This is a genomic window from Geodermatophilus sp. SYSU D01105, assembly GCF_054050095.1.
In genome coordinates, this window is record NZ_JBJGYR010000007.1 from 117,978 (window position 1) to 136,888 (window position 18,911).

At 75.2% G+C, this 18,911-nt stretch carries 18 protein-coding genes and 1 tRNA gene; 9 read left to right on the plus strand and 10 right to left on the minus strand.

Features of this window, described 5'->3' with window-relative positions; all coding sequences use genetic code 11:
* Positions 1–21 precede the first annotated feature (21 nt).
* The 3 genes from ACI79I_RS08545 to ACI79I_RS08555 all read right to left on the minus strand — a co-directional run bounded on the left by ACI79I_RS08545 (position 22) and on the right by ACI79I_RS08555 (position 2,945).
* The gene (locus tag ACI79I_RS08545; RefSeq protein WP_456991880.1) at positions 22–1,404 is read right to left on the minus strand and encodes a PP2C family protein-serine/threonine phosphatase; all 1,383 of its coding nucleotides are present in this window, start codon (positions 1,402–1,404) and stop codon (positions 22–24) included.
* A 55-nt stretch (positions 1,405–1,459) separates the two neighbouring features.
* Entirely contained in the window at positions 1,460–1,921 is a 462-nt protein-coding gene (locus ACI79I_RS08550) for an FHA domain-containing protein FhaB/FipA (RefSeq protein WP_456944869.1), read from the minus strand.
* A gap of 211 nt (positions 1,922–2,132) precedes the next feature.
* Complete coding sequence (locus ACI79I_RS08555; RefSeq protein WP_456991881.1) at positions 2,133–2,945, minus strand: FhaA domain-containing protein; 813 nt, start codon at positions 2,943–2,945, stop codon at positions 2,133–2,135.
* Between the two features lie 187 nt (positions 2,946–3,132).
* On the opposite strand from ACI79I_RS08555, the gene ACI79I_RS08560 reads away from it, so the two are divergent.
* Positions 3,133–3,215, plus strand: a tRNA-Leu gene (locus ACI79I_RS08560).
* A 58-nt stretch (positions 3,216–3,273) separates the two neighbouring features.
* Here ACI79I_RS08560 and ACI79I_RS08565 read toward each other — a convergent pair.
* From ACI79I_RS08565 to ACI79I_RS08580, 4 genes are all read right to left on the minus strand, one after another.
* Positions 3,274–6,180 (minus strand): EAL domain-containing protein, encoded by a 2,907-nt coding sequence (locus ACI79I_RS08565; RefSeq protein ID WP_456991882.1) that lies wholly within the window; start codon positions 6,178–6,180, stop codon positions 3,274–3,276.
* Between the two features lie 598 nt (positions 6,181–6,778).
* Positions 6,779–7,252 carry a DUF1707 SHOCT-like domain-containing protein gene (locus ACI79I_RS08570; RefSeq protein ID WP_456991883.1) on the minus strand — a complete coding sequence of 158 codons (474 nt, stop codon included), beginning with the start codon at positions 7,250–7,252 and terminating at the stop codon, positions 6,779–6,781.
* Between the two features lie 89 nt (positions 7,253–7,341).
* Positions 7,342–7,821, minus strand: a complete 480-nt coding sequence (locus ACI79I_RS08575) for a pyridoxamine 5'-phosphate oxidase family protein (RefSeq protein ID WP_456991884.1) — start codon at positions 7,819–7,821, stop codon at positions 7,342–7,344.
* Between the two features lie 142 nt (positions 7,822–7,963).
* Complete coding sequence (locus ACI79I_RS08580) at positions 7,964–9,127, minus strand: acyl-CoA dehydrogenase family protein (protein WP_456991885.1); 1,164 nt, start codon at positions 9,125–9,127, stop codon at positions 7,964–7,966.
* A gap of 84 nt (positions 9,128–9,211) precedes the next feature.
* Here ACI79I_RS08580 and ACI79I_RS08585 point away from each other — a divergent pair, with 84 nt between their 5' ends.
* Complete coding sequence (locus ACI79I_RS08585; protein WP_456991886.1) at positions 9,212–9,811, plus strand: TetR/AcrR family transcriptional regulator; 600 nt, start codon at positions 9,212–9,214, stop codon at positions 9,809–9,811.
* A gap of 10 nt (positions 9,812–9,821) precedes the next feature.
* Positions 9,822–10,301, plus strand: coding sequence for a GNAT family N-acetyltransferase (locus ACI79I_RS08590; protein ID WP_456991887.1), 480 nt, complete (start codon positions 9,822–9,824; stop codon positions 10,299–10,301).
* Positions 10,302–10,306: 5 nt separating this feature from the next.
* On the opposite strand, the gene ACI79I_RS08595 is transcribed toward ACI79I_RS08590, so the two are convergent.
* The gene (locus ACI79I_RS08595) at positions 10,307–11,362 is read right to left on the minus strand and encodes a hypothetical protein (RefSeq protein WP_456991888.1); all 1,056 of its coding nucleotides are present in this window, start codon (positions 11,360–11,362) and stop codon (positions 10,307–10,309) included.
* Positions 11,359–11,802: a hypothetical protein gene (locus ACI79I_RS08600; protein WP_456991890.1), complete on the minus strand. Its 444-nt coding sequence runs from the start codon at positions 11,800–11,802 to the stop codon at positions 11,359–11,361. Before ACI79I_RS08600 ends, ACI79I_RS08595 begins: the two co-directional genes overlap by 4 nt.
* Positions 11,803–11,954: 152 nt before the next feature.
* Here ACI79I_RS08600 and ACI79I_RS08605 point away from each other — a divergent pair, with 152 nt between their 5' ends.
* The 5 genes from ACI79I_RS08605 (at position 11,955) to ACI79I_RS08625 (ending at position 16,046) form a co-directional block, all read left to right on the plus strand.
* Complete coding sequence (locus ACI79I_RS08605) at positions 11,955–12,863, plus strand: aldose 1-epimerase family protein (RefSeq protein ID WP_456991891.1); 909 nt, start codon at positions 11,955–11,957, stop codon at positions 12,861–12,863.
* 1 nt (position 12,864) lies between these two features.
* Positions 12,865–13,584: an MOSC domain-containing protein gene (locus ACI79I_RS08610; RefSeq protein ID WP_456991892.1), complete on the plus strand. Its 720-nt coding sequence runs from the start codon at positions 12,865–12,867 to the stop codon at positions 13,582–13,584.
* A gap of 217 nt (positions 13,585–13,801) precedes the next feature.
* Positions 13,802–14,026, plus strand: coding sequence for an RNA-binding S4 domain-containing protein (locus ACI79I_RS08615; RefSeq protein ID WP_456991893.1), 225 nt, complete (start codon positions 13,802–13,804; stop codon positions 14,024–14,026).
* A 41-nt stretch (positions 14,027–14,067) separates the two neighbouring features.
* Positions 14,068–15,258: a pyridoxal phosphate-dependent aminotransferase gene (locus ACI79I_RS08620; RefSeq protein WP_456991895.1), complete on the plus strand. Its 1,191-nt coding sequence runs from the start codon at positions 14,068–14,070 to the stop codon at positions 15,256–15,258.
* Complete coding sequence (locus ACI79I_RS08625; RefSeq protein WP_456991896.1) at positions 15,255–16,046, plus strand: nitrilase-related carbon-nitrogen hydrolase; 792 nt, start codon at positions 15,255–15,257, stop codon at positions 16,044–16,046. Before ACI79I_RS08620 ends, ACI79I_RS08625 begins: the two co-directional genes overlap by 4 nt.
* Positions 16,047–16,079: 33 nt before the next feature.
* Here ACI79I_RS08625 and ACI79I_RS08630 read toward each other — a convergent pair whose 3' ends face one another.
* Positions 16,080–17,129 carry a DUF2382 domain-containing protein gene (locus ACI79I_RS08630; protein ID WP_456991898.1) on the minus strand — a complete coding sequence of 350 codons (1,050 nt, stop codon included), beginning with the start codon at positions 17,127–17,129 and terminating at the stop codon, positions 16,080–16,082.
* Between the two features lie 142 nt (positions 17,130–17,271).
* Between ACI79I_RS08630 and ACI79I_RS08635 the strand changes: the two genes are divergently transcribed.
* Positions 17,272–18,834 carry a CYTH and CHAD domain-containing protein gene (locus ACI79I_RS08635; protein ID WP_456991899.1) on the plus strand — a complete coding sequence of 521 codons (1,563 nt, stop codon included), beginning with the start codon at positions 17,272–17,274 and terminating at the stop codon, positions 18,832–18,834.
* Positions 18,835–18,911 lie beyond the last annotated feature (77 nt).

Genomic DNA, 18,911 nt, shown 5'->3' on the forward strand with positions numbered 1-18,911 from the left:
GGCCGCCCTCCCGGACCCCGGTCACCGCGCCTCCCGGCAGTCCACGCCAGGCTCGGGCGTCGCCGTCCGCTCCGTCGTCGTCGGCGCCTCGGTCGGCTCCGCGGACTCCGACGGCGTCGCCTCGCCGTCCGGGGCCGGCGGGGTCGGGGTGGGGGAGGCCGACAGCGCCGTCCCGCCCTCCTCCTCGTCGGCCGACGGGCAGACCGGCAGCCGGGAGTCGCGCAGCATCGCCACGATCCGCTCGGCGTGCGCGCCGTCGGTCGCCTCGATGCCGCGCCGGACCTTGCTCGCGTCGGCCTGGGTGAGGTCGCCGACGGCGAGGTCGGTCACGTCGGAGACCTGGTTGAGGTCGACCCCCAGCAGCGCGGTGTCGATGCCGCGGAAGACCGCGACCTGCTCACCCTCGGAGGTCTCCTGCACACCCACGAACCAGTTGGACAGCACCCACACGTAGGCGCCGACGGCGGCCGCGGCCACCAGCACCACCGCACCCAGCGCCCAGAGCAGCCGGCGGCGGCGCCGGCGCGGCGGCGCGGCGGAGGCCGCCGGCCCCGGGGACGCCGGGGGAGGCGGCGGCGGGTCGGCCAGGGCGGCCCGCCCGGCGGCCGACCGCGGGTCGACCTCGCGCTGGCCGACGTTGTCACCGGCCGCTCCGTCGACGACCGGGTCCAGCGGGGCGTCGTGGCCGCCGTCCTCCACGACGTCGGCGACGATCACGGTGATGTTGTCCGGGCCGCCGCTGCGCAGGGCCAGCTCGATGAGCCGGTCGGCGGTCGACTGGGGATCGGGGTCCTTGAGCGCCTCGGCGAGGGTCTCCTCGCTGACCACGCCGGAGAGCCCGTCGGAGCACAGCAGGTAGCGGTCGCCGGCGCGGGCCTCGCGCATCGACAGGTCGGGGTCGACCTCCTGCCCGTTCAGCGCGCGCAGCAGCAGCGAGCGCTGGGGGTGGTGGTTGGCCTCCTCCGGGGTGATCCGGCCGTCGTCGATGAGCGTCTGCACGAACGTGTCGTCATGGGTGATCTGGGTGAGGACGCCGTCGCGCAGCAGGTAGGCACGGGAGTCACCGATGTGGCACAGCGCCAGCCGCCCGCCGGCGAACAGGACGGCGGTCAGCGTCGTCCCCATGCCCTCCAGCTGCGGGGACTCGCGGATGACCTCGCGCAGGTGCTCGCTGCCGTCGAACACGGCCGCGCGCAGCGCCTGCAGCATGTCGCCGGAGGGCGCGTCGTCGTCGAGGTGCTCCAGCGCCGCGATGACCACCTTGCTGGCGACGTCGCCGGCGGCGTGGCCGCCCATGCCGTCGGCGACGGCGAGCAGCCGGGGCCCGGCGTACACCGAGTCCTGGTTGTTACCGCGGACCAGTCCACGGTCGGACCGGGCCGCGTAGCGCAGTGCCAGGCTCATCGGATCGGGCTCCCGGGGATGCGACCGCTCCTCGGGGTGCACTCACAGGTGACTGTCATGTACGCAGCTCCAGGGCCGTCTGGCCGATGCGGATCGGCTGGCCCGGGGACACGAGCAGCGGCCCCTGGACGCGCTGCTGGTCCAGGTAGGTGCCGTTGGTGGAGCCGAGGTCCTCGACGTACCACTGGCCGCCGCGGTTGGTCAGCCGCGCGTGCCGCGAGCTGGCGAAGTCGTCGGTCAGCACCAGCGTGGAGTCATCGGCGCGGCCGATGAGGATCGGCTGGTCCCCGAGCGTGATCTTGGTCCCGGTCAGCGGGCCGGCGGTGACCACCAGCGTCTTCGGCCCGCGGCTCTTCCGCTTGCCCGGCGCGGCCGCGCGGGGCGGCACCGACGCCACCCGGCCGGCGCGGCCGCCGAACAGGTCGGCGCGGACCACGCGGAAGGCCGCGAAGATGAACAGCCACAACAGCAGCAGGAAGCCGAAGCGGAAGATCTGCAGGACGATCTCGGCCGTCACGGAGCCGCCTCGCTGGCGCTCGCCAGCGCCGTGGCGGGCCGTGCTGCGCTCCTGCGTGCCCTCGCCGGCTCGGGCACCGAAGCCGCCTCGCTGGCGCTCGCCAGCGCCGTGCCGGGCCGTGCTGCGCTCCTGCGTGCCCTCGCCGGCTCGGGCACCGGAGCCGCCTCGCCGGCGCTGGCCCACCTGGTCACCGATCCCACTCCGCGGGGGCTCACGCGCCGTCCTGCCGGTAGACCAGCACCGAGTGGCCGATGCGGATCACGTCGCCGTCGCTCAGCGGCTGGCGGGTGATCCGGCGGCCGTTGACCAGGGTGCCGTTGGTGGAGCCGAGGTCCTCGGCGATCGCGGTGCCCCCGTCGAGGACGACGTCGACGTGCTTGCGGCTGACCCCGGTGTCGGGCAGCCGGATGTCGGCGTCGGTGCCGCGGCCGATGACGTTGCGCCCGGTGGTCAGCTCGTGGCGGGTGCCCGGGCCGTCGACGAGGAGCACGTGGGTGACCCCGGGCTTGGACCCCGCGCGGCCCACGACCGACGACGGGACCTGCCGGCCGGTGTCGGTGGCCATCCGGCTGCGCAGCGGCGGCAGCGGGGGCACCGCGCCGCTGCCGGTCACGGGCGCGACCGGTTCGTCGGCGCGAGTTCCGGGGCGGGCCGGGTCGGCGACGTGGGAGCTCACCTCGAACACGCCGGTGGGCAGGTCGTCGTCCCGCTCGAGCCGGACCTGGACGGCGTCGAAGACCTGGTAGCCCTCGCCCTCGATGTGCTCGGCGACCATGTCGGCGAGCTGGGTGGCCAGCTGCTCGGACCACTCGGCCAGGTGCTCGTAGTCGGTGGAGCCGAGCCGGACGTCGTAGACGTTGGGCGCCAGGACCCGGCCCTCACCGAGCACCGAGCGTTGCTCGTCGGCCTCGCGGGTCAGCGCCTTGGCGATCTCCGCGGGGTGGACCTTGCCCTTGAAGATGCGGGCGAAGGCCAGCCCGACCATCCCCTCCAGCCGTCGCTCGAAGCGCTGCAGCACACCCACAGTCGCTCCCTTGCGCTCGCCCGGACGTCTCGATCTGCCACCGTTGATCGTAGCCGGGTGCGGCGCGGCTGACCGTGGCGCAACGCCCCAGGCGCCCCACCCGCCCCAGCCGTGCGGCGCGGTCCGGCGCTGCAGCCGCCCCCCTGCCAGCGGCCCCGCTCCGGGCTGCTAGTGTCTCTCCCTGCCAGGGCAAGTGGCGGAATGGCAGACGCGCACGGTTCAGGTCCGTGTGTCCGGAAGGACGTGGGGGTTCAACTCCCCCCTTGCCCACAACAGCGACGACAGCGGCCCCCGGGATCCCCGGGGGCCGCTGTCGTGCCAGGACGGGTCACCCGGTCAGCGCAGCGCGGGGAGAGCTGCCAGCGTGCGCGAGGAGGACCTCGCGCACGGCAGCGGGTTCGGCAGGACGGCCGAAGAGGTGGCCCTGGACCCGGTCGCAGTCCATGCCCCGCAGCGCCTCGGACTGGGCGCACGTCTCCACGCCCTCGGCCACGACACGGAGGCCGAGGCCGTGGGCGAGGCCGATGATGCCGGCGACGAGAGGCGAGGAGGGGGCGGCCTCGGTGAGCTCCGAGGTGAAGGACCGGTCGATCTTGAGCTCGGTGACCGGCAGCCGCTGGAGCTGGGCCAGCGAGGAGTAGCCGGTCCCGAAGTCGTCCACGGAGATCCCGACACCGTGGGCGCGGAGCTGCTCCAGGTGCCCGTGGCGGGTGGCGACCTCGGTGAGCACCTGGCTCTCGGTCACCTCCAGGGTCAGCGACCGAGCCGGCAGTCCGGTCTCGGCGAGGACGCGGAGCACGGATCCGGTGAAGCCGGGATCGGTGAGCTGGACGGCGGAGACGTTGACGGCCACCTCGAGGTCCGATCCGTCTGCCCGCCAGGCGGCGAGGGTCCGGCATGCCTCGTACAGCACGTGTTCGCCGATCTCGCGGATCTGGCCGCTGGCCTCGGCGAGGGGGATGAAGACGTCGGGTCGGACCGGCCCGAGCGTGGGGTGCTGCCAGCGCGCGAGGGCCTCGACGGCGACGACCCGGCCGCTGGCGAGGTCGACCTGCGGCTGCAGGTGGACGACGATCTCACCACGGCCGATCGCGCCGTGCAGGGCGGTCTCCAGGCGCAACTGCTGCCGCGCCCGCTCGTCCTGCTCGGTGGGCGCAAGGGCGCCCGTCCTGCGCCGGCGCATCGCCTCCTCGGCGCGTTGGACGAGGTCCTGGGCCTCGGTCCGTGCGGCGTCGTCGGACGTGCTTGACGCCGCCCCGGTCACAGCGATGCCGATGGCCAGGCCGACGAACACCTCCTGGCCGTCGACGTCCAGCGGGGCGGAGAGGGAACGGTGGATCCGGTCGGCGACCTCCTGGGCGCCGGCCTCCGCGGTGTCGGGGAGCAGGACGACGAACTCGTCGCCGCTGGAGCGCGCCACGGTGTCCTGCTCTCGGGTCACCGACCGCAGCCGGCGGGCGACCTCCTGGAGCACCTCGTCCCCCGCACTGTGTCCGAGGCTGTCGTTGACGCGCTTGAGCCGGCTGACGTCGCAGTACAGGAGTGCGACGGGGCCGGCCGGCGGCACGGCCTGGCTCACGGCGGCCTGGAGCCGCGCGTCGAGGTGCGCCCGGTTCGGCAGACCGGTGAGTGGGTCGTGGGCGGCCCGGTGCCTGATCTCGTCGAGCAGGTGCGTGTTGTCCAGAGCCACGCCGGCCAGGCCGGCCAGGCCCCACATGCGCTCGGTGATCCCCTCGCCGAGCGTGGTCGGCGGTGTGCTGTGCGCCCAGTAGGCGAGCACGATCCCCACCAGCCGGTCGTCCACGTTGATCGGCACCCCGCCCATCGCGGTGACGTCGAAGTCGCGCAGGACCTCATCGGCCCAGGGTGAGCTCGACCGGTCGACCAGCATCGGTGCGCCCACGGCGATCAGCTCGCACAGCTCGGGGCTGTCGTCCGTGCTCGTGACGAAGCCGGCGGCCCGGTCGGCCAGGTCCGGCGGCCAGCCGCTGAGGCCGGCGATCCAGACGGCCTGGACCTCGGGATCCCACAGCGCCACGGCGGCGCGGTCGGCGCCGCAGAGCGTGGGGACGGCGTCGGCGATGGTCTGGGCGATCTGCTGCGCCTCCCGGCGTCCCGTGAGTGAGCGCGCGACGGTGAGCAGCAGGCGTGCGGTCTCCTCCTGCTCGCGCGCCTCGGCCAGCGATGCCGTCAACTCGATGGCGGCTGCCGCGTACCGGGCATAGGCGGTGAGCAGTTCGACGTCGCCGGGAAAGGGCTCCTGGCCGGGCCAGGCGACCACGGCGAGGACCCCGTACTCCCGGGTCGCGGAGGTCACCGGCACGGCGAGCACGGACGTCCCGCCGATCACCCGGCACCCGGCCTCGAGCCGTTGGTCCCCGAGCGCGGCCAGCACCGACGAGCCCAGGCCACGGGAGCGTACGTGCCGCTTCCGGTGGGGCAGTCGGACGTCGAGCACGTAGCCGGGGGCGTGCACGGCGCGGTCCACACGTTCGGCGACGCGGTCGAGGGTGTCCTCGAGGGAATCCCCGCTGAGCAGGTCAGTGGCGGCTTCCTGCAGGTCGTGCAGTCGCTCCTCCGCATCCGCGGCGGGCGCGTGGCCCGTGCCGCGCAGCGTCCAGCGGCTCCGGCCGCGGCCACGCCACCGGGAGGACGCGTGCTGCTCCTGCCAGGTGACCGTGTACTCGCACTGCGGGGCGCCGTCGACCTGGCAGGTCCAGTGCTCGACGACCGCCGGGGGGAGACCGAACAGCACCGGAGCCTCGCGGAGCATCCCGATGTTGTAGTCGCAGTCCACGCGACCGGGGTGGTGCGGTGGCAGCACCCGCCAGGTCAGCTGCGCCGTCCCGTTCACGGCCGACTCGCAGCGGAACACCGCGGAGGTGTCCAGGCGGGTGGAGACTCGCGAGACCTGACGGAGCAGTCCCGCGGGGGTCCCGAAGGTCGTCAGTACGCGCCGCAGCGCCATCACCGCGGGGTCCGCGATGGCGGCGTTGCCCAACGCGAGCCCGATCCGCGGGTCACCGAGTTCCTCAGCGGCTGCGTCGAACAGCCGCAGCTTCGCCGGGTACGACACCCGGCCCCCGAGGCTCTGCAGCAGTGCCCGCTGGTCGGCCAGTCCCGCGCGGTCGAGCACCCGTTCGACGGCACACTCACCGCCCTGCGCGGCGACCACGCTCAGCAGCAGCCGCGTGGTCACCGTGGAGGTCCCCGCCAGTGCCTGCGCCTCGTCCACGGTGCCTCCGTCCTGTCCGGCCCGGCGCCGATACCCAGCGCCGGACCCATTCCGCCCTTCCCGGCGGGTATCGGCCGGTTCTGTACCGGCTTGAGGCCCCGAGTGCGCGCTCCTCCCCCGCAAGGGTGCCGTGGCCGGCGCGGACCGTCGGTCGATCACAGCGCTGACGGCCGGGTGGCGGGAGACGGGCGCGGCCCCGCAGGTGACGCAGCCGACCAGTCGGACCCGTTGCGACGTGAGGTGGCACGAGAACGCCACCCCGTCGTCGACAGACCGCCACCATTCCTTCGTCAGCCGAGAACGGCTGTCGTCCATGCGTCGTCGACGAGGTGGTGTCGCACCCGGATCGTCGTCCGAAGCCGGTCCGACACGCGCACGCATCTCCGTCCGGCTTCCCGGCACCCCTGACGTCCTGCCGCACCGGAGCTCGGGACCGCGCAGCTGCGGTCACGGCGCCGGCAGCCCGGCCCCCTCGTCGGCGCCGGCGGAGCACGGCGCCCCCCGCGGCCGGCCTCGGGCGGCCGGGGGAGCGCACCGCCTGAGCCCCGGAACGCTCCCGTCGGTCACTGTCCGGGGCCGGCTCGCTGCGTCTGCGGGGTCAGGGCAGGGGGCGGCGCCCGTCGTCGTCCCGGCGCCGGTCGCCGATCGACTGGGCCAGCAGGACGGCGCCCCACGGGCCGATCACCCAGATCGGCCACGGGTAGAGCAGCTCGCCGCTGGCGATGCACGTGGTGATCCACACACCCAGCACGATGACGGCGGTGACGAGCCAGTTCCGCCACGCGACCTGCCGCGAGGGGCCGCCGGCCCAGCCGCCCCAGGAGCCGGTGTGGCTGATCCCGTGCCCGGCCGGGACGGCGGGCGTGGACGCGGGCGCGGGCTTCGGCTCGACCGTCTTCGGGAGGTCCGCGGTGATCTCTGCGAGCTCGCCGTAGGTGCGGGCGGCGTAGGTGCGGGCCAGGCGCTCGTCGTACTCGGCGACGCTCAACCGGCCGGCGGACATGTGCTCGCCCAGCTGGGTGGCGACGGCTGCACGGTCGGCGTCGGCGGCGCGCAGGTGCGACTCGGGCATCGGGGACCTCTCTCAGCGGGGAGTCCAGTCTGGTCCGCGACGGGACGCCGGGTCCACTGACGTTCGTCACGGCTTGGGGATGGGACCCGTCAGGTCCGCTCGGTCCGGGTCAGCCCCGTGCCCGGCCGCCACGAGCTGATGACCAGCGCGGTCTTGTCGTCGTTGAGGGCGGTCAGCACCACCTGGTCGATGTCGACGCGGAAGAGCTCGTAGTCGATCGACTCCTCCGGGAGCCCCGCCGCGGCCGCGTACCCCCGGCGCTCCCCGGGGTCGGTGAGCTCGGTCGCCCGACCGGAGAGCTTGGCGTCGGCGGCGAAGGTGTCGGGCTCGTCACTGCCGCTGTGCAGCGCGAACCGCGGGTCGCGGCGCAGGTCGGCGAACTTCACCGACCCCGGCATGCCGGCCAGCCACGGCTCGCCTGCGACGAACTGCATCTCGATGCCGCTGACCCGCGGCGAGCCGTCGGCGCGCAGCGTGGCGAGGACCTTGTGCCGATGGGCGTCGAAGGCCGCCCGCACCCGGGCGGCGAACTCCGGCTCGGCTGCTTCCACGTCCGAGAACGAGGCCATGGACGCAGATGGTGCACCCGACCGGCCACGGATCGGGCTCTCGGACGACCGGGGGACGCGCACCGACTCGTACGACGTCGTGGCCATCGGGCCGCGATGACCACGAGACCGCAGGACTCGACGCGCGAGCCGGGGGACGGCGTCAGCTCGCGGCGGGGGCGCCCTCGGCCGCGAGGTGCCGGCCGATGACCATGCGCTGGATCTGGTTGGTGCCCTCGAAGATCTGCATGACCTTCGCCTCCCGCATGAAGCGCTCGGCGGGGTGGTCGCGGGTGTACCCGGCGCCCCCGAGCACCTGGACGGCGTCGGTGGTCACCCTCATCGCGGCGTCGGTGGCCACGAGCTTGGCGATGCTGGCCTGCCGGGAGTACGGCTTCCCGGCGTCCTTGCGCCGCGCGGCCACCAGGTAGGTGGCCCGGGCCGACTCGACGGCGGCGGCCATGTCGGCGAGCAGGAACGCCACGCCCTGGTGCTCGACGATGGGCCGGCCGAAGGTCTCCCGCTCCCGCGCGTAGCCGATCGCCAGGTCCAGCGCGGACTGGGCCAGCCCGACGGCGACCGCGCTCACGCCGAGCCGCCCCGAGTCGAGGGCGGCCAGCGCGATGCCCAGCCCGTGCCCGGGGTCCCCGACCAGCCGGTCTTCGGGGATCGGGACGTCGTCGAGCCGGATCGCGGCCGTCGTCGACGCGGTCAGCCCCATCTTCTCCTCGGGCTTCGCGGCGGAGAAGCCGGCGAGGTCGGGGGTCAGGTGGAAGCACGAGATGCCCCGCGGGCCGTCGTCCGGGGTGCGCAGGAACGTGGAGTAGAAGTCGGCGTGGCCCCCGTGGGTGACCCACGCCTTCTCGCCGTTGGCCAGCCAGCCGGCGTCGGTGGCCTTGGCGGCGGCCCGCATGGCGCGGGGGTCGGAGCCGGCGTGCGCCTCCGAGAGGCAGTACGCGCCGAGCAGCTGCCCGCCGACCATCGCCGGGAGCAGGTCGCGGCGCTGCGCCTCGGTGCCGAACCGGTCGATCGGGAAGCAGGCGAGGGTGTGCACGCTCACGCCGAGGGCGACACTGGCCCATCGGGCGGCCAGCTCCTCGACCACCTGCAGGTAGACCGCGTAGGGCTGGCCACCACCCCCGACGTCCTCCCCGAACGGCAGGCCGAGCAGGCCGACCTCGCCCAACAGGCGGAACACCTCCCGGGGGAACCGTTCCTCGCGCTCGAACGACGCCGCCTTCGGCGCCAGCTCCGCGTCGGCGATCTCGCGGGTGAGGGCGAGGAGGTCGGCGGCCTCCTGGGTGGGCAGTTCACGGTCGACCGGCACGGCATCTCCTCGTCGAGACAGTACCGGGGACGATACCGCAGTACAGTTCCCGGTCCAGGGGGATGCTGGTCCGCCGGAGGTGCCATGACGACGACCGTCCCGCCGTCGGACGCCGGGGGTGTCCGGCTGACCCGGCGCCAGGCCGAGCTGCTCGACCAGCTGGAGGCGCTGTTCCTGGCCGAGGGCTTCAGCCGGTTCACCCTCGAGGACCTCGCCGTCCGGCTGCACTGCTCCAAGAGCACCCTGTACGCGCTGGCCGAGAGCAAGGAGCAGCTCGCCGCCCGCGTCATCCGGCACTTCTTCCGCAAGGCCACCGCCGAGGTCGAGGCCTGGACGGCGACCGAGGAGGACCCCGCGCTGCGGGTGACCGCCTACCTGACCGCCGTCGCGCGGGCCCTGGCGCCCGCCGGCCCGGCGTTCTACCGGGACCTGGACTCCTTCGCCCCCGGCCGGGCGGTCTACGAGCAGAACACCGCCCGCGCCGCGGAGCGGGTGCGGGAGCTGATCGCCGACGGCGTGGCACGCGGCCGCTTCCGCGAGGTGCACCCGGCCCTGGTCGCCGACACGGTGAGCACGCTGGTGTTCCGCATCGGCCGCGGCGACACCGCCCGCGCCACCGGGCTGGACGACGCCGCCGCCTACCGCGAGCTGGCCGCCCTGCTGCTGCACGGGATCAGCCTGTGAGGATGCGGCGGTGACCACCTCGACCTGCTCCGTGACCGCCGCCGCCTGGGACGACCCGGAGGTGCGCGCCCTGACCACGGCGCAGCAGGGCGAGCTGCGGGCCCGCTACGACGGCGCGGGCGAGCCGGGCACCCCGCCGTCGGCGGCCGACGTCGGCGTGGTGCTCGTGGCCCGGGACGCCGACGGGACGGCGATCGGCTGCGGTGCGCTGCGTGGCCTGGAGCCCGGGGTCGCCGAACTCAAGCGGATGTACGTGGTGCCCTCGGCGCGCGGGCGCGGGGTGTCCCGGCAGCTGCTCGCCGCGCTGGAGGCCGAGGCCGGGGCGCGCGGTTGGACCACCCTGCGCCTGGAGACCGGCCCGCGGCAGCCGGAGGCGATCGGGCTGTACGAGAGCGCCGGCTACCGGCCGATCGAGGCCTTCGGTGCCTACGTCGACGAGCCCGACGCCGGCTGCTCCCTGTACTACGAACGGGTGCTCGGGCCGGCCTGAGGGGGTCAGCAGGTGCCGTCCGCCGCGACGCCCGGCTGGCCGAACTCGAGGCGCACGCGCTCGTCGCGGGGGATCAGGATGGCGCGCCCGTACTCGGCGTTCCAGGCCTTGGGCAGCAGCAGGTACTGACTGCCGGACTGGATGAGCAGGGACAGCCCGGTGTAGCGATAGCGGTAGGCCGCGTCGTCCGCGCAGCGGAGCTCGGTGATGCCGGGCCCGCGCAGGCTGAGGTCCCCGGCGCTGTAGAGCACGGTGTCCGGTTGGGCGGACACCAGCGTGGACGCGAACTGTTGTGCCCGGAGGCGGCCCACCCCGCCGGCGTAGCTGCCCGCGGCCCAGAACAGCCCGATGGCCACGAGCAGGAAGACGACACATCCCTGCGCCACGGCCAGGGCGTCGACCGACTGCCCGGGTCGTCCGCCGGCTCTGCGTCCCGCCCAGCTCATCCGCGCGAGACGTGCGGCGTAGGCCAACAGGAGCACGCCGATCGACAGGGCGAGCCCCCGGCCCTCCCCGAAGGGGAAGCGCCATGCGCCGAGGGTGGCCGCCAGCGAGAGGGAGACGAGGACGGCGCCGGTGACGGCCGCGACGGGTGCCAGGATCGTGCGCAGGGGACCGCGGAGCCGATCCGGCAGCGTGCCCGACAGGACCTGGTGGGTCCAGAGCGCGAGGAGGGCCAGCCCGAGCAGGAGGACGACGGGGAGGCCCGCGACGTCGATGCTGCGGAACAGCTGGTCGTTCACCGTCAGGTCGAGGACGGTGACGGGGACCCCGAAGTACCCGACGAGCGCCGTGGCGTGCGCCCGGCCGAGGTAGAACAGCAGCGCCGTCACCAGGGTCGTCGGTGCCACCACGGCACCGACGACCCTGAGCAGTTGCGGCAGCGCGGTCGTGGCCTCGGCGACGGCGGACTCCGGAGCGCCGTCGGCCGTCTCCGTGGCCCGTCCGCGGTGGTCGTCGGTCGCCGGCCCGTCGGCCCGGGCCGTGCCGCGCGCGCCCGGTTCCGGACCGCGGGCTCCCCCCGGTGCACCCGCCGCGGCCGGGACCCCGGTCGCGGTCACGCCCCGGCCAGCCCGCACAGCGCGCGGTCGTCGCCCGGGTCCTCCGGGGTGGTGTCCGTCGCGACCTCGACCGTCACCGTCGCGCCTCGGGGGACGTGGCGCTCCCCGTTCCTGTCCTCGGCGGGAGGGTCCGTGCTCGTGATCCGGCAGGCGAGGTGGCTGATCCGGCGGTCCTCCGGCACGGCGGGCTCGGTCTGGATGTCCAGGCACCCGTCTTCGCCGACGGCCCCTGGGTCGCAGTTCTCCTGCTGCTTGGTCACCCAGCGGTCCAGCCGGCCGCCCCCGGCCTCGACGAGCAGGATGCTGTCCGGTGCCGAACCCGGTCGGACACCTGGCGTGTCCTCTGCGGACGACGTGCCCGAGCCCGACGAGCACCCCGCCAGGACCCCGGTCACGCCGGCGCTGAGCAGGAGGCTGGACAGCCGATGGAACCGCAGCATCGCTTCCCCCAGCGAGTACGACCGCTCTCGGTAGTAGGACGATCCCCCTCCGTCGCTGATTCGTCGATGGGGTGGTTCGCCGTGGCCGCAGTGGCCGGCGGTCTGTCGCTGCGAGGAGCCGCCGTGGAGCACGGGTGTGGTGGGGTGGTCGCATGAGCGGTGCGTGGCCGGCCACCGAGCCGGCAGGGGTCGAGCTGACGGCCGGCCGTGCCCGGCTGGCCGTCGACCTGCGCGGCGGCGGCCTGCGGGCGCTGACGGTGGGTGGCCGGGACGTCGTCGACGGCTACGAGGCCGGGGCGGTGCCGGCCGGTCGCCGCGGCGGGGTGCTGCTGCCCTGGCCCAACCGGCTGCGCGAGGGCCGCTGGACCTGGGCCGGCCGCGAGCTCCAGCTCGACGTCGCCGCTCCGGGGAAGCCCGCCGCGCACGGGCTGGTGTCCTGGCAGCCGTGGGCGGTCCTCGAGCGGACCGACGACGCGGTCACCGTCGGCACCGTCGTCGAGCCGCGACCGGGCTACCCGTTCCGGCTGGCCGCGGCGATCGACTACGCGCTGCGCCCCGACCGGCTCACGGTGACCGTTCGGGTGCGCAACGCCGGCGGGGAGCCGGCGCCCTTCGGTGTCGGGATGCACCCCTACCTCGCGGTCGGCGCGACCGAGGACGGCGGGGTCGCAGACGCCGAGCTGACCGTGCCGGCCCGCACGGCGCTCGTCACCGACGGGGGCCTGCCCACCGGGGAGCGTGAGCCCTTCGACGGCGCGGTCGGCCGGATCGGGGACCGCGCGATCGACACCCCGGTCACCGACCTGGTGCGGGACGGCGACGGCTGGGCGCGGCTCCGACTGCGCGGCCCGGCGGGGGAGCTCCAGCTCGCCGTGGACGGCGCCTGGCCGTGGCTGCAGGTCTACACCGGCGACACGCTCCCCGAGGGGCAGCGGCGGCGCAGCGTGGCAGTGGAGCCGATGACCTGCCCGCCCAACGCCCTGGCCGACGGCGTCGACCTCGTCGTCCTGGACCCGGGGGCGGAGTGGGCCGGCACCTGGACCCTCTCCTGGGAGGCCTGACGTGCGCGTCGCAGAGCTGTGGCGCTACCCGGTCAAGTCCCTGCAGGGGGAGCGGGTGGACCGCGCCGACATCGGCCCTGAGGGACTGACCGGCGACCGTCAGTGGGCGCTGTTCGACGTGGCGAGCGGCTTCGGCCTCACCGCGCGGCGGGTCCCCGACCTGCTCTTCGCCTCCGCCCGGCTGCGCCCGGACGGCGCGGTGGAGGTGGTGCTGCCGGACGGCACGGTCACCGCCGACGACGCCGTCCTCTCCGCCTGGCTGGGCCGCCCGGTCGAGCTGCGTGCCGCGGCGGACGCGCCGGGGGACCGGCGGTACGAGAACCCCGCCGAGGTCGGGGAGGAGGACGAGTACGACTGGGACGCCTTCACCGGCGCCCGCGGGGCGTTCCACGACAGCTCCCGCATCCGCGTCTCGCTGGTCTCCACCGGCACGCTGGGCACCTGGGACCGGCGCCGCTTCCGCGCCAACGTGCTCCTCGACGGGGAGGGGGAGGACGCGCTGGTCGGGACCCGGGTGCGGCTGGGCGAGACCGAGCTGGACGTCGTCAAGCCCATCGACCGCTGCGTGATGGTCACCCGGCCGCAGCCCGGCGGGATCGGCCGGGACACCGGGGTGCTCCGGACGGTGCACCGTGAGCGCGGCGGCAGGCTGGCGATCGGTGCGCTGGTGGTCCGGCCGGGGCGCGTGGCCGTGGGCGACGAGGTGGACGCCGTCGGCTGAGGGCGTGGGCACGGGGCAGGTCTGGCGGTGCTCGTGCTCTGCGTACCCCGCGCATGCAGAGCACGAGGTGCCCAGGGACGGGGTGCCGCCGGGGGGCGGCAGTGCCGGCTCGAGCGGGGGGCAGCGCCGACCGCCGGGGCACCGCAGCGAGCGCCGGCGCGTCAGCAGCGGCCCAGCGGCGGACCGGAGCGCGGGCAGCCGACCGGCGTCAGGGACCATGAGCGGCGTGCGCACCGTCGACCTGCGTCCCGGCGAGGACTCCATCCGCCTCGGCCAGCTGCTCAAGCTGGTCGACGCCGTGCCGACCGGCGCCCAGGTGAAGGACGTGCTGCTCACCGGCGCGGTGCGGGTCAACGGCGAGCCCGAGGAGCGGCGCGGCCGGCAGGTCCGCCGGGGTGACGTGGTGCAGATCGAGGGCATGGAGGACGTGCTCGTCGGCTGACCGCCGTTCCACGTGGAACGTCGTCTGCCAGGCTGGGGGGCATGACCCGCGCGCCGTACCTGTCGGCCCGCCTGCAGGGCTTCGGGACGACGGTGTTCGCCGAGATGAGCGCGCTCGCCGTCGCCACCGGGTCCATCAACCTCGGCCAGGGCTTCCCCGACTACCCCGGGCCGCCCGAGGTGCTCGACGCCGCCCGGGCCGCGATCGGCACCCCGCACGACCAGTACCCGCCCGGGCCCGGCATCCCGGAGCTGCGCGAGGCGATCGCCGAGCACGGGCGGCGGTTCGGCGGTCACGCCTACGACCCGGCCGACGAGGTGCTGGTCACCGCGGGCGCCACCGAGGCGCTCACCGCCGCACTCCTGGCGCTGCTGGAGCCCGGCGACGAGGTCGTCCTCTTCGAGCCGATGTACGACTGCTACGCCGCCGGCATCGCCATGGCCGGCGGCGTGGCCCGCCCGGTGCCGCTGCGGCCGCCTGGGTCCGGCACCGGCCCGTGGACCTTCGACCCCGCGGAGCTCCGGGCGGCGGTGACCCCGCGGACCCGGCTGCTGCTGGTCAACAGCCCGCACAACCCGACCGGCAAGGTCTTCACCCGCAGCGAGCTGGGCACGCTGGCCGCCCTGGCCATGGAGCACGAGCTGCTGGTGCTCACCGACGAGGTGTACGAGCACCTGGTCTTCAGCGGCAGCCGGCACACGTCGATCGCCACGTTCCCGGGCATGCGGGAGCGCACGCTCGTGGTCAGCAGCGCCGGCAAGACGTTCAACGTGACCGGTTGGAAGGTCGGCTGGATCTGCGGCCCGGCCGAGCTGGTGGCCGCCGTCCGCACCGCCAAGCAGTTCCTGACCTACGTCAACGGCGGACCCTTCCAGCCGGCCGTCGCCGCCGGGCTGCGGCTGTCCGACGAGTACTTCACCGGCATCGCCCGCGACCTGGAGTACCGCCGCGACGTGCTGGTCGAGGGGCTGACCGCCGCCGGGCTGCCGGTCGTCTGCCCGGAGGCGACCTACTTCGCGACCGTCGACGTCCGGCCGGTGCAGCCCGACGGGGACGGCGTGGCGTTCTGCCGCTCGCTGCCGCAGCGGGCGGGTGTCGTCGCCATCCCCACCGTGGTGTTCTACGACCCCGCGCACGCGGCGCTGGGCCGGCACCTGGTCCGGTTCGCGTTCTGCAAGGGCGACGCCGTGCTGGGGGAGGCCGTGGAGCGACTGGAGAGGATGAGCCGATGAGGATCGCGGCGGTCCAGCACGACATCGTCTGGGAGGACCGGGCGGCCAACTTCGCCCGGCTGGCTCCGCAGGTGGCCCGGGCGGTCGGTGCGGGGGCGGAGTTCGTGCTGCTGAGCGAGACGTTCTCCACCGGGTTCACCATGACGCCGGGCATCGGTGAGCCCGAGGGCGGCCCGTCGTCGCAGTTCCTCCAGGCCCAGGCGGCCGAGCACGGCGTGTGGGTGGCCGGCAGCTGTCCCGAGGTGGGCGCGGACACCGAGGTGGGGGCGGACGCCGGTGGGGTCACGGCCCTGCCGCACAACTCGCTGGTGATCGCCGGCCCTGACGGCACCGTGCACCGCTACCGCAAGCTGCACCCGTTCACCCACGGCGGCGAGCACGAGCGGTTCCGCGCCGGCGAGAAGCCGCTCACCGTGGAGATCGGCGGGCTGCGGGTCACCCCGTTCATCTGCTACGACCTGCGCTTCGCCGACGTCTTCTGGGCCGCGGCCCAGGACACCGACGTCTACCTGGTGACGGCGAACTGGCCCGCGGCCCGGCGGCTGCACTGGCAGACGCTGCTGCAGGCGCGAGCGATCGAGAACCAGGCCTACGTCGTGGGCTGCAACCGGGTCGGTGCGGCCGGCGACGGCACCGAGCACGCCGGTGACAGCCGCATCGTCAGCCCGATGGGGGAGCTCCTGGCCACCGCCGCCGGGGTGGAGACGCTGGTGGTCGCCGACGTCGACCCCGCCGAGGTCGCCGCCGTCCGGGAGCGACTGCCCTTCCTGGCCGACCGCCGCAGCTGAGCGGAGTGCGAGGGCGCGGGAAGCGCGCCCCGCTCACCCCGCTCGGTGCGGTCGGTCCTCGTCGACGACGATCTGCTCCCGCTGCAGCTGCTCGGTCACCCGTTCCTGGCCGGTCACCACCTCGGTGCCCAGCCGCACCCGTTCCACCGGCACGACCTCGACCGAGACCACCGGCCGCTCGGCGTGCAGGACGATCTCCCCGGGCAGGCCCGACGTGGCCGCGGCGGTGCCGCCCGTGCCGGTTCCCCCGGGGGCGCTGTCGGGTGCCAGTGACTCACCGGGGCCGGGGTCGGGGGCGTCCACCGGCACCTGCTCCACCCGGATCTCCTCGCGGCGGATCGGGACGGTGAGGGTCACCTCCTCGGTCACCACGTACTTGACCAGCCGGGCGCGGGTCGCGGCGACCCGCTCGGTCCCCACCCGCAGCTGCTCCTCGCTGCGGGTCATCGCGCCGTCGGGGGCGGCGGTCCCGCCCGCGGCGCCGGCTGCCGCACCGGCCGCCCCTGCCACGGCCGCCCCGGCGGCGCCCGCGGGTGCGGTTCCGCCCACCTGCACGGTGTCCCCCGCCCGGCCGGTCTGCTCGACGCGGACGGTGTCCCCGCCGTGGGCGGTGGTCGCCACCGGCGCGGTCTGCTCGTCCGGCCCGGCACCCGCCGGGGGAGCCGTGTCCGCAACGGCCGCGGACGGGGCGCCCGCCGTGGCGCGCCCCTCTCCGCTGTCCACGGTCCCGGCGTCCCCGGCGGCGCTGTCCACGGTCCCGGCGTCCCCGGCGGCGCTGTCCACGGAGTAGTGACGGCGCAGCAGCTCCTCGGCGTCGGGGTCGAGGTGCTCGTCGGAGACGTGCGGCGCCTTGCGGACGGCGTCCCGCGTCACCGGCAGCTGCAGCGCGCCGTCGCCGAAGGTCGCCTCCGAGGCCGGGACGACGGAGCGGCGGGTCCCGAACAGGCCGGTCGACACCGCGACCCAGGTGGGTGCCCCCGTGCGGTCGTCGGTGAAGAAGTGCTCGACCGTGCCGATCTTCTGCCCGTCCGGGCCGTACGCCGTCGCGCCGATCGCCGCGGCCAGCTCCCGCTCGCTCAACATCTCAGCCGGCTCCCCTCCTGCAGGAGGCCCCGACGGGGCACTCTCCTGTGCGGGAGCGTGCCCAGGGCGGGCCCCTCGCGAACATCGGCGGAGGCCTGGGCGGAGTGCTGACCAGCCCGGACCTGGCCTACCGTGGCGGATCGTGACCACCGAGCACCTGGAGATCGAGCGCAAGTTCGAGGCCGACGACGCCTTCAGCCTGCCCAGCCTCGACGTGGACGGGGTGGCCGCGGTCGGCGCGCCGGACGAGCAGGAGCTGGAAGCCACCTACTTCGACACCCCCGACCTGCGGCTGCTGCGCTCCCGGGTCACCCTGCGGCGGCGCACCGGGGGCTCGGACGCCGGCTGGCACGTGAAGCTGCCCGCCGCGGCCGGCGCCCGCCGTGAGCTGCACCAGCCGCTTGGGCGGGCGGGCCGGACGGTGCCCAAGGCGGTCGTCGCCCCCGTGCTGGGCCTGCTCGGGACGGCGATCCCGGGCCCGGTCGCCACCCTGCGCACCCGCCGCGTCGTGCACCGCCTGCTCGACGGCGAGGACCGGGTGCTGGCCGAGGTCGCCGACGACAGCGTCGTCGGCACCGCCCTGGCCGCCGACCCCGGGGAGCCCGCGACGGTCACCACCTGGCGCGAGGTCGAGGTCGAGCTGGTCGACGGCGACGAGGTGCTGCTCGAGGCCGTCACCGAGCGCCTGGTCGCGGCCGGCGCCCGGTTCTCGGCGGTGCCGTCGAAGGTCGGCCGGGTCCTCGACGGCCGGGTGCCGGCACCCCGGCCGGTCGACGAGCCGGCGGCGCCGCCCGCGGGGAAGAAGGGCAGGAAGAAGCAGAAGGGCCCCTCGGCCGGGGACGTCGTCCTCACCGCCCTGGCCACCCAGCTCGCCGCGCTGCGCGAGGCCGACCTCGCCGTCCGCACCGAGCAGCCCGAGGGCGTGCACGACGTCCGCGTCGCCTGCCGCCGGCTGCGCAGCATCCTCGCCGCCTTCCGGCCCGTGCTGGACCGCGAGCGGACCGACCCGCTCCGCGACGAGCTGCGCTGGGTGGGCGAGCAGCTGTCCGCGGCGCGGGACGGCGAGGTCGCCCTCCAGCACCTGCGCGAGCTGGTCGAGGCCCAGCCGGTGGAGCTGGTGCTCGGGCCGGTCGCCGCCCGCATCCAGCAGACCACCGTCAAGGACCACGAGGCCGGCTCGCGGAAGGTCGCCCGGGCCCTCGCCGACCGCCGCTACCTGCGCCTGCTCGACTCCCTCGACGCCCTGCTGGCGGACCCGCCGCTCACCGAGGCGGCCGCCGACCCCGCGCCCGCGGTGCTCGCCGACGCCGTCCGGCGGACCGGCAAGCGCCTGCGCCGGGCGGTCGAGGCGGCGCGGTCGGCCGAGGGCGACGAGCAGGAGCACGAGCTGCACGAGGCCCGCAAGGCCGCCAAGCGGGTGCGCTACACCGCCGAGGTGGCCTCCGACGTGCTGGGCGCCCCCGCGGCGGAGCTGGTCGACCTGATGAAGCGGGTCCAGGACGTGCTGGGCGCCTCGCAGGACACCGTCGTCACCCGCCAGTACTGCACCCGTCTCGGGCGGGCCGCCTTCGCCGCGGGCGAGAACGCCTGGACCTACGGCCGGCTGCACGGCCTCGAGGAGGGGCGCGCCGCCGCGGCCCGGGCGGAGTTCTGGACGATGGAGCCGTCCCTGCGGACGGCGATCCGCGCCGCCGTCCGCGCCTGAGCCGGCCGGTCCCCCCGAGAACCCCGCCGGTCCCGAGAAACGAGGCCCCCGCTGTCCCTCATCGGCCTGCTCGGCTT

Excerpts from the sequence above, each read along its gene's own strand:
- ACI79I_RS08585 (WP_456991886.1), top strand. The coding sequence starts at position 9,212 with ATGACGACGACCGTCCCGCCGTCGGACGCCGGGGGTGTCCGGCTGACC.
- ACI79I_RS08630 (WP_456991898.1), bottom strand. The coding sequence starts at position 17,129 with ATGTTGAGCGAGCGGGAGCTGGCCGCGGCGATCGGCGCGACGGCGTAC.
- ACI79I_RS08615 (WP_456991893.1), top strand. The coding sequence starts at position 13,802 with ATGAGCGGCGTGCGCACCGTCGACCTGCGTCCCGGCGAGGACTCCATC.
- ACI79I_RS08625 (WP_456991896.1), top strand. The coding sequence starts at position 15,255 with ATGAGGATCGCGGCGGTCCAGCACGACATCGTCTGGGAGGACCGGGCG.
- ACI79I_RS08575 (WP_456991884.1), bottom strand. The coding sequence starts at position 7,821 with ATGGCCTCGTTCTCGGACGTGGAAGCAGCCGAGCCGGAGTTCGCCGCC.
- ACI79I_RS08620 (WP_456991895.1), top strand. The coding sequence starts at position 14,068 with ATGACCCGCGCGCCGTACCTGTCGGCCCGCCTGCAGGGCTTCGGGACG.
- ACI79I_RS08605 (WP_456991891.1), top strand. The coding sequence starts at position 11,955 with ATGAGCGGTGCGTGGCCGGCCACCGAGCCGGCAGGGGTCGAGCTGACG.
- ACI79I_RS08600 (WP_456991890.1), bottom strand. The coding sequence starts at position 11,802 with ATGCTGCGGTTCCATCGGCTGTCCAGCCTCCTGCTCAGCGCCGGCGTG.
- ACI79I_RS08570 (WP_456991883.1), bottom strand. The coding sequence starts at position 7,252 with ATGCCCGAGTCGCACCTGCGCGCCGCCGACGCCGACCGTGCAGCCGTC.
- ACI79I_RS08545 (WP_456991880.1), bottom strand. The coding sequence starts at position 1,404 with ATGAGCCTGGCACTGCGCTACGCGGCCCGGTCCGACCGTGGACTGGTC.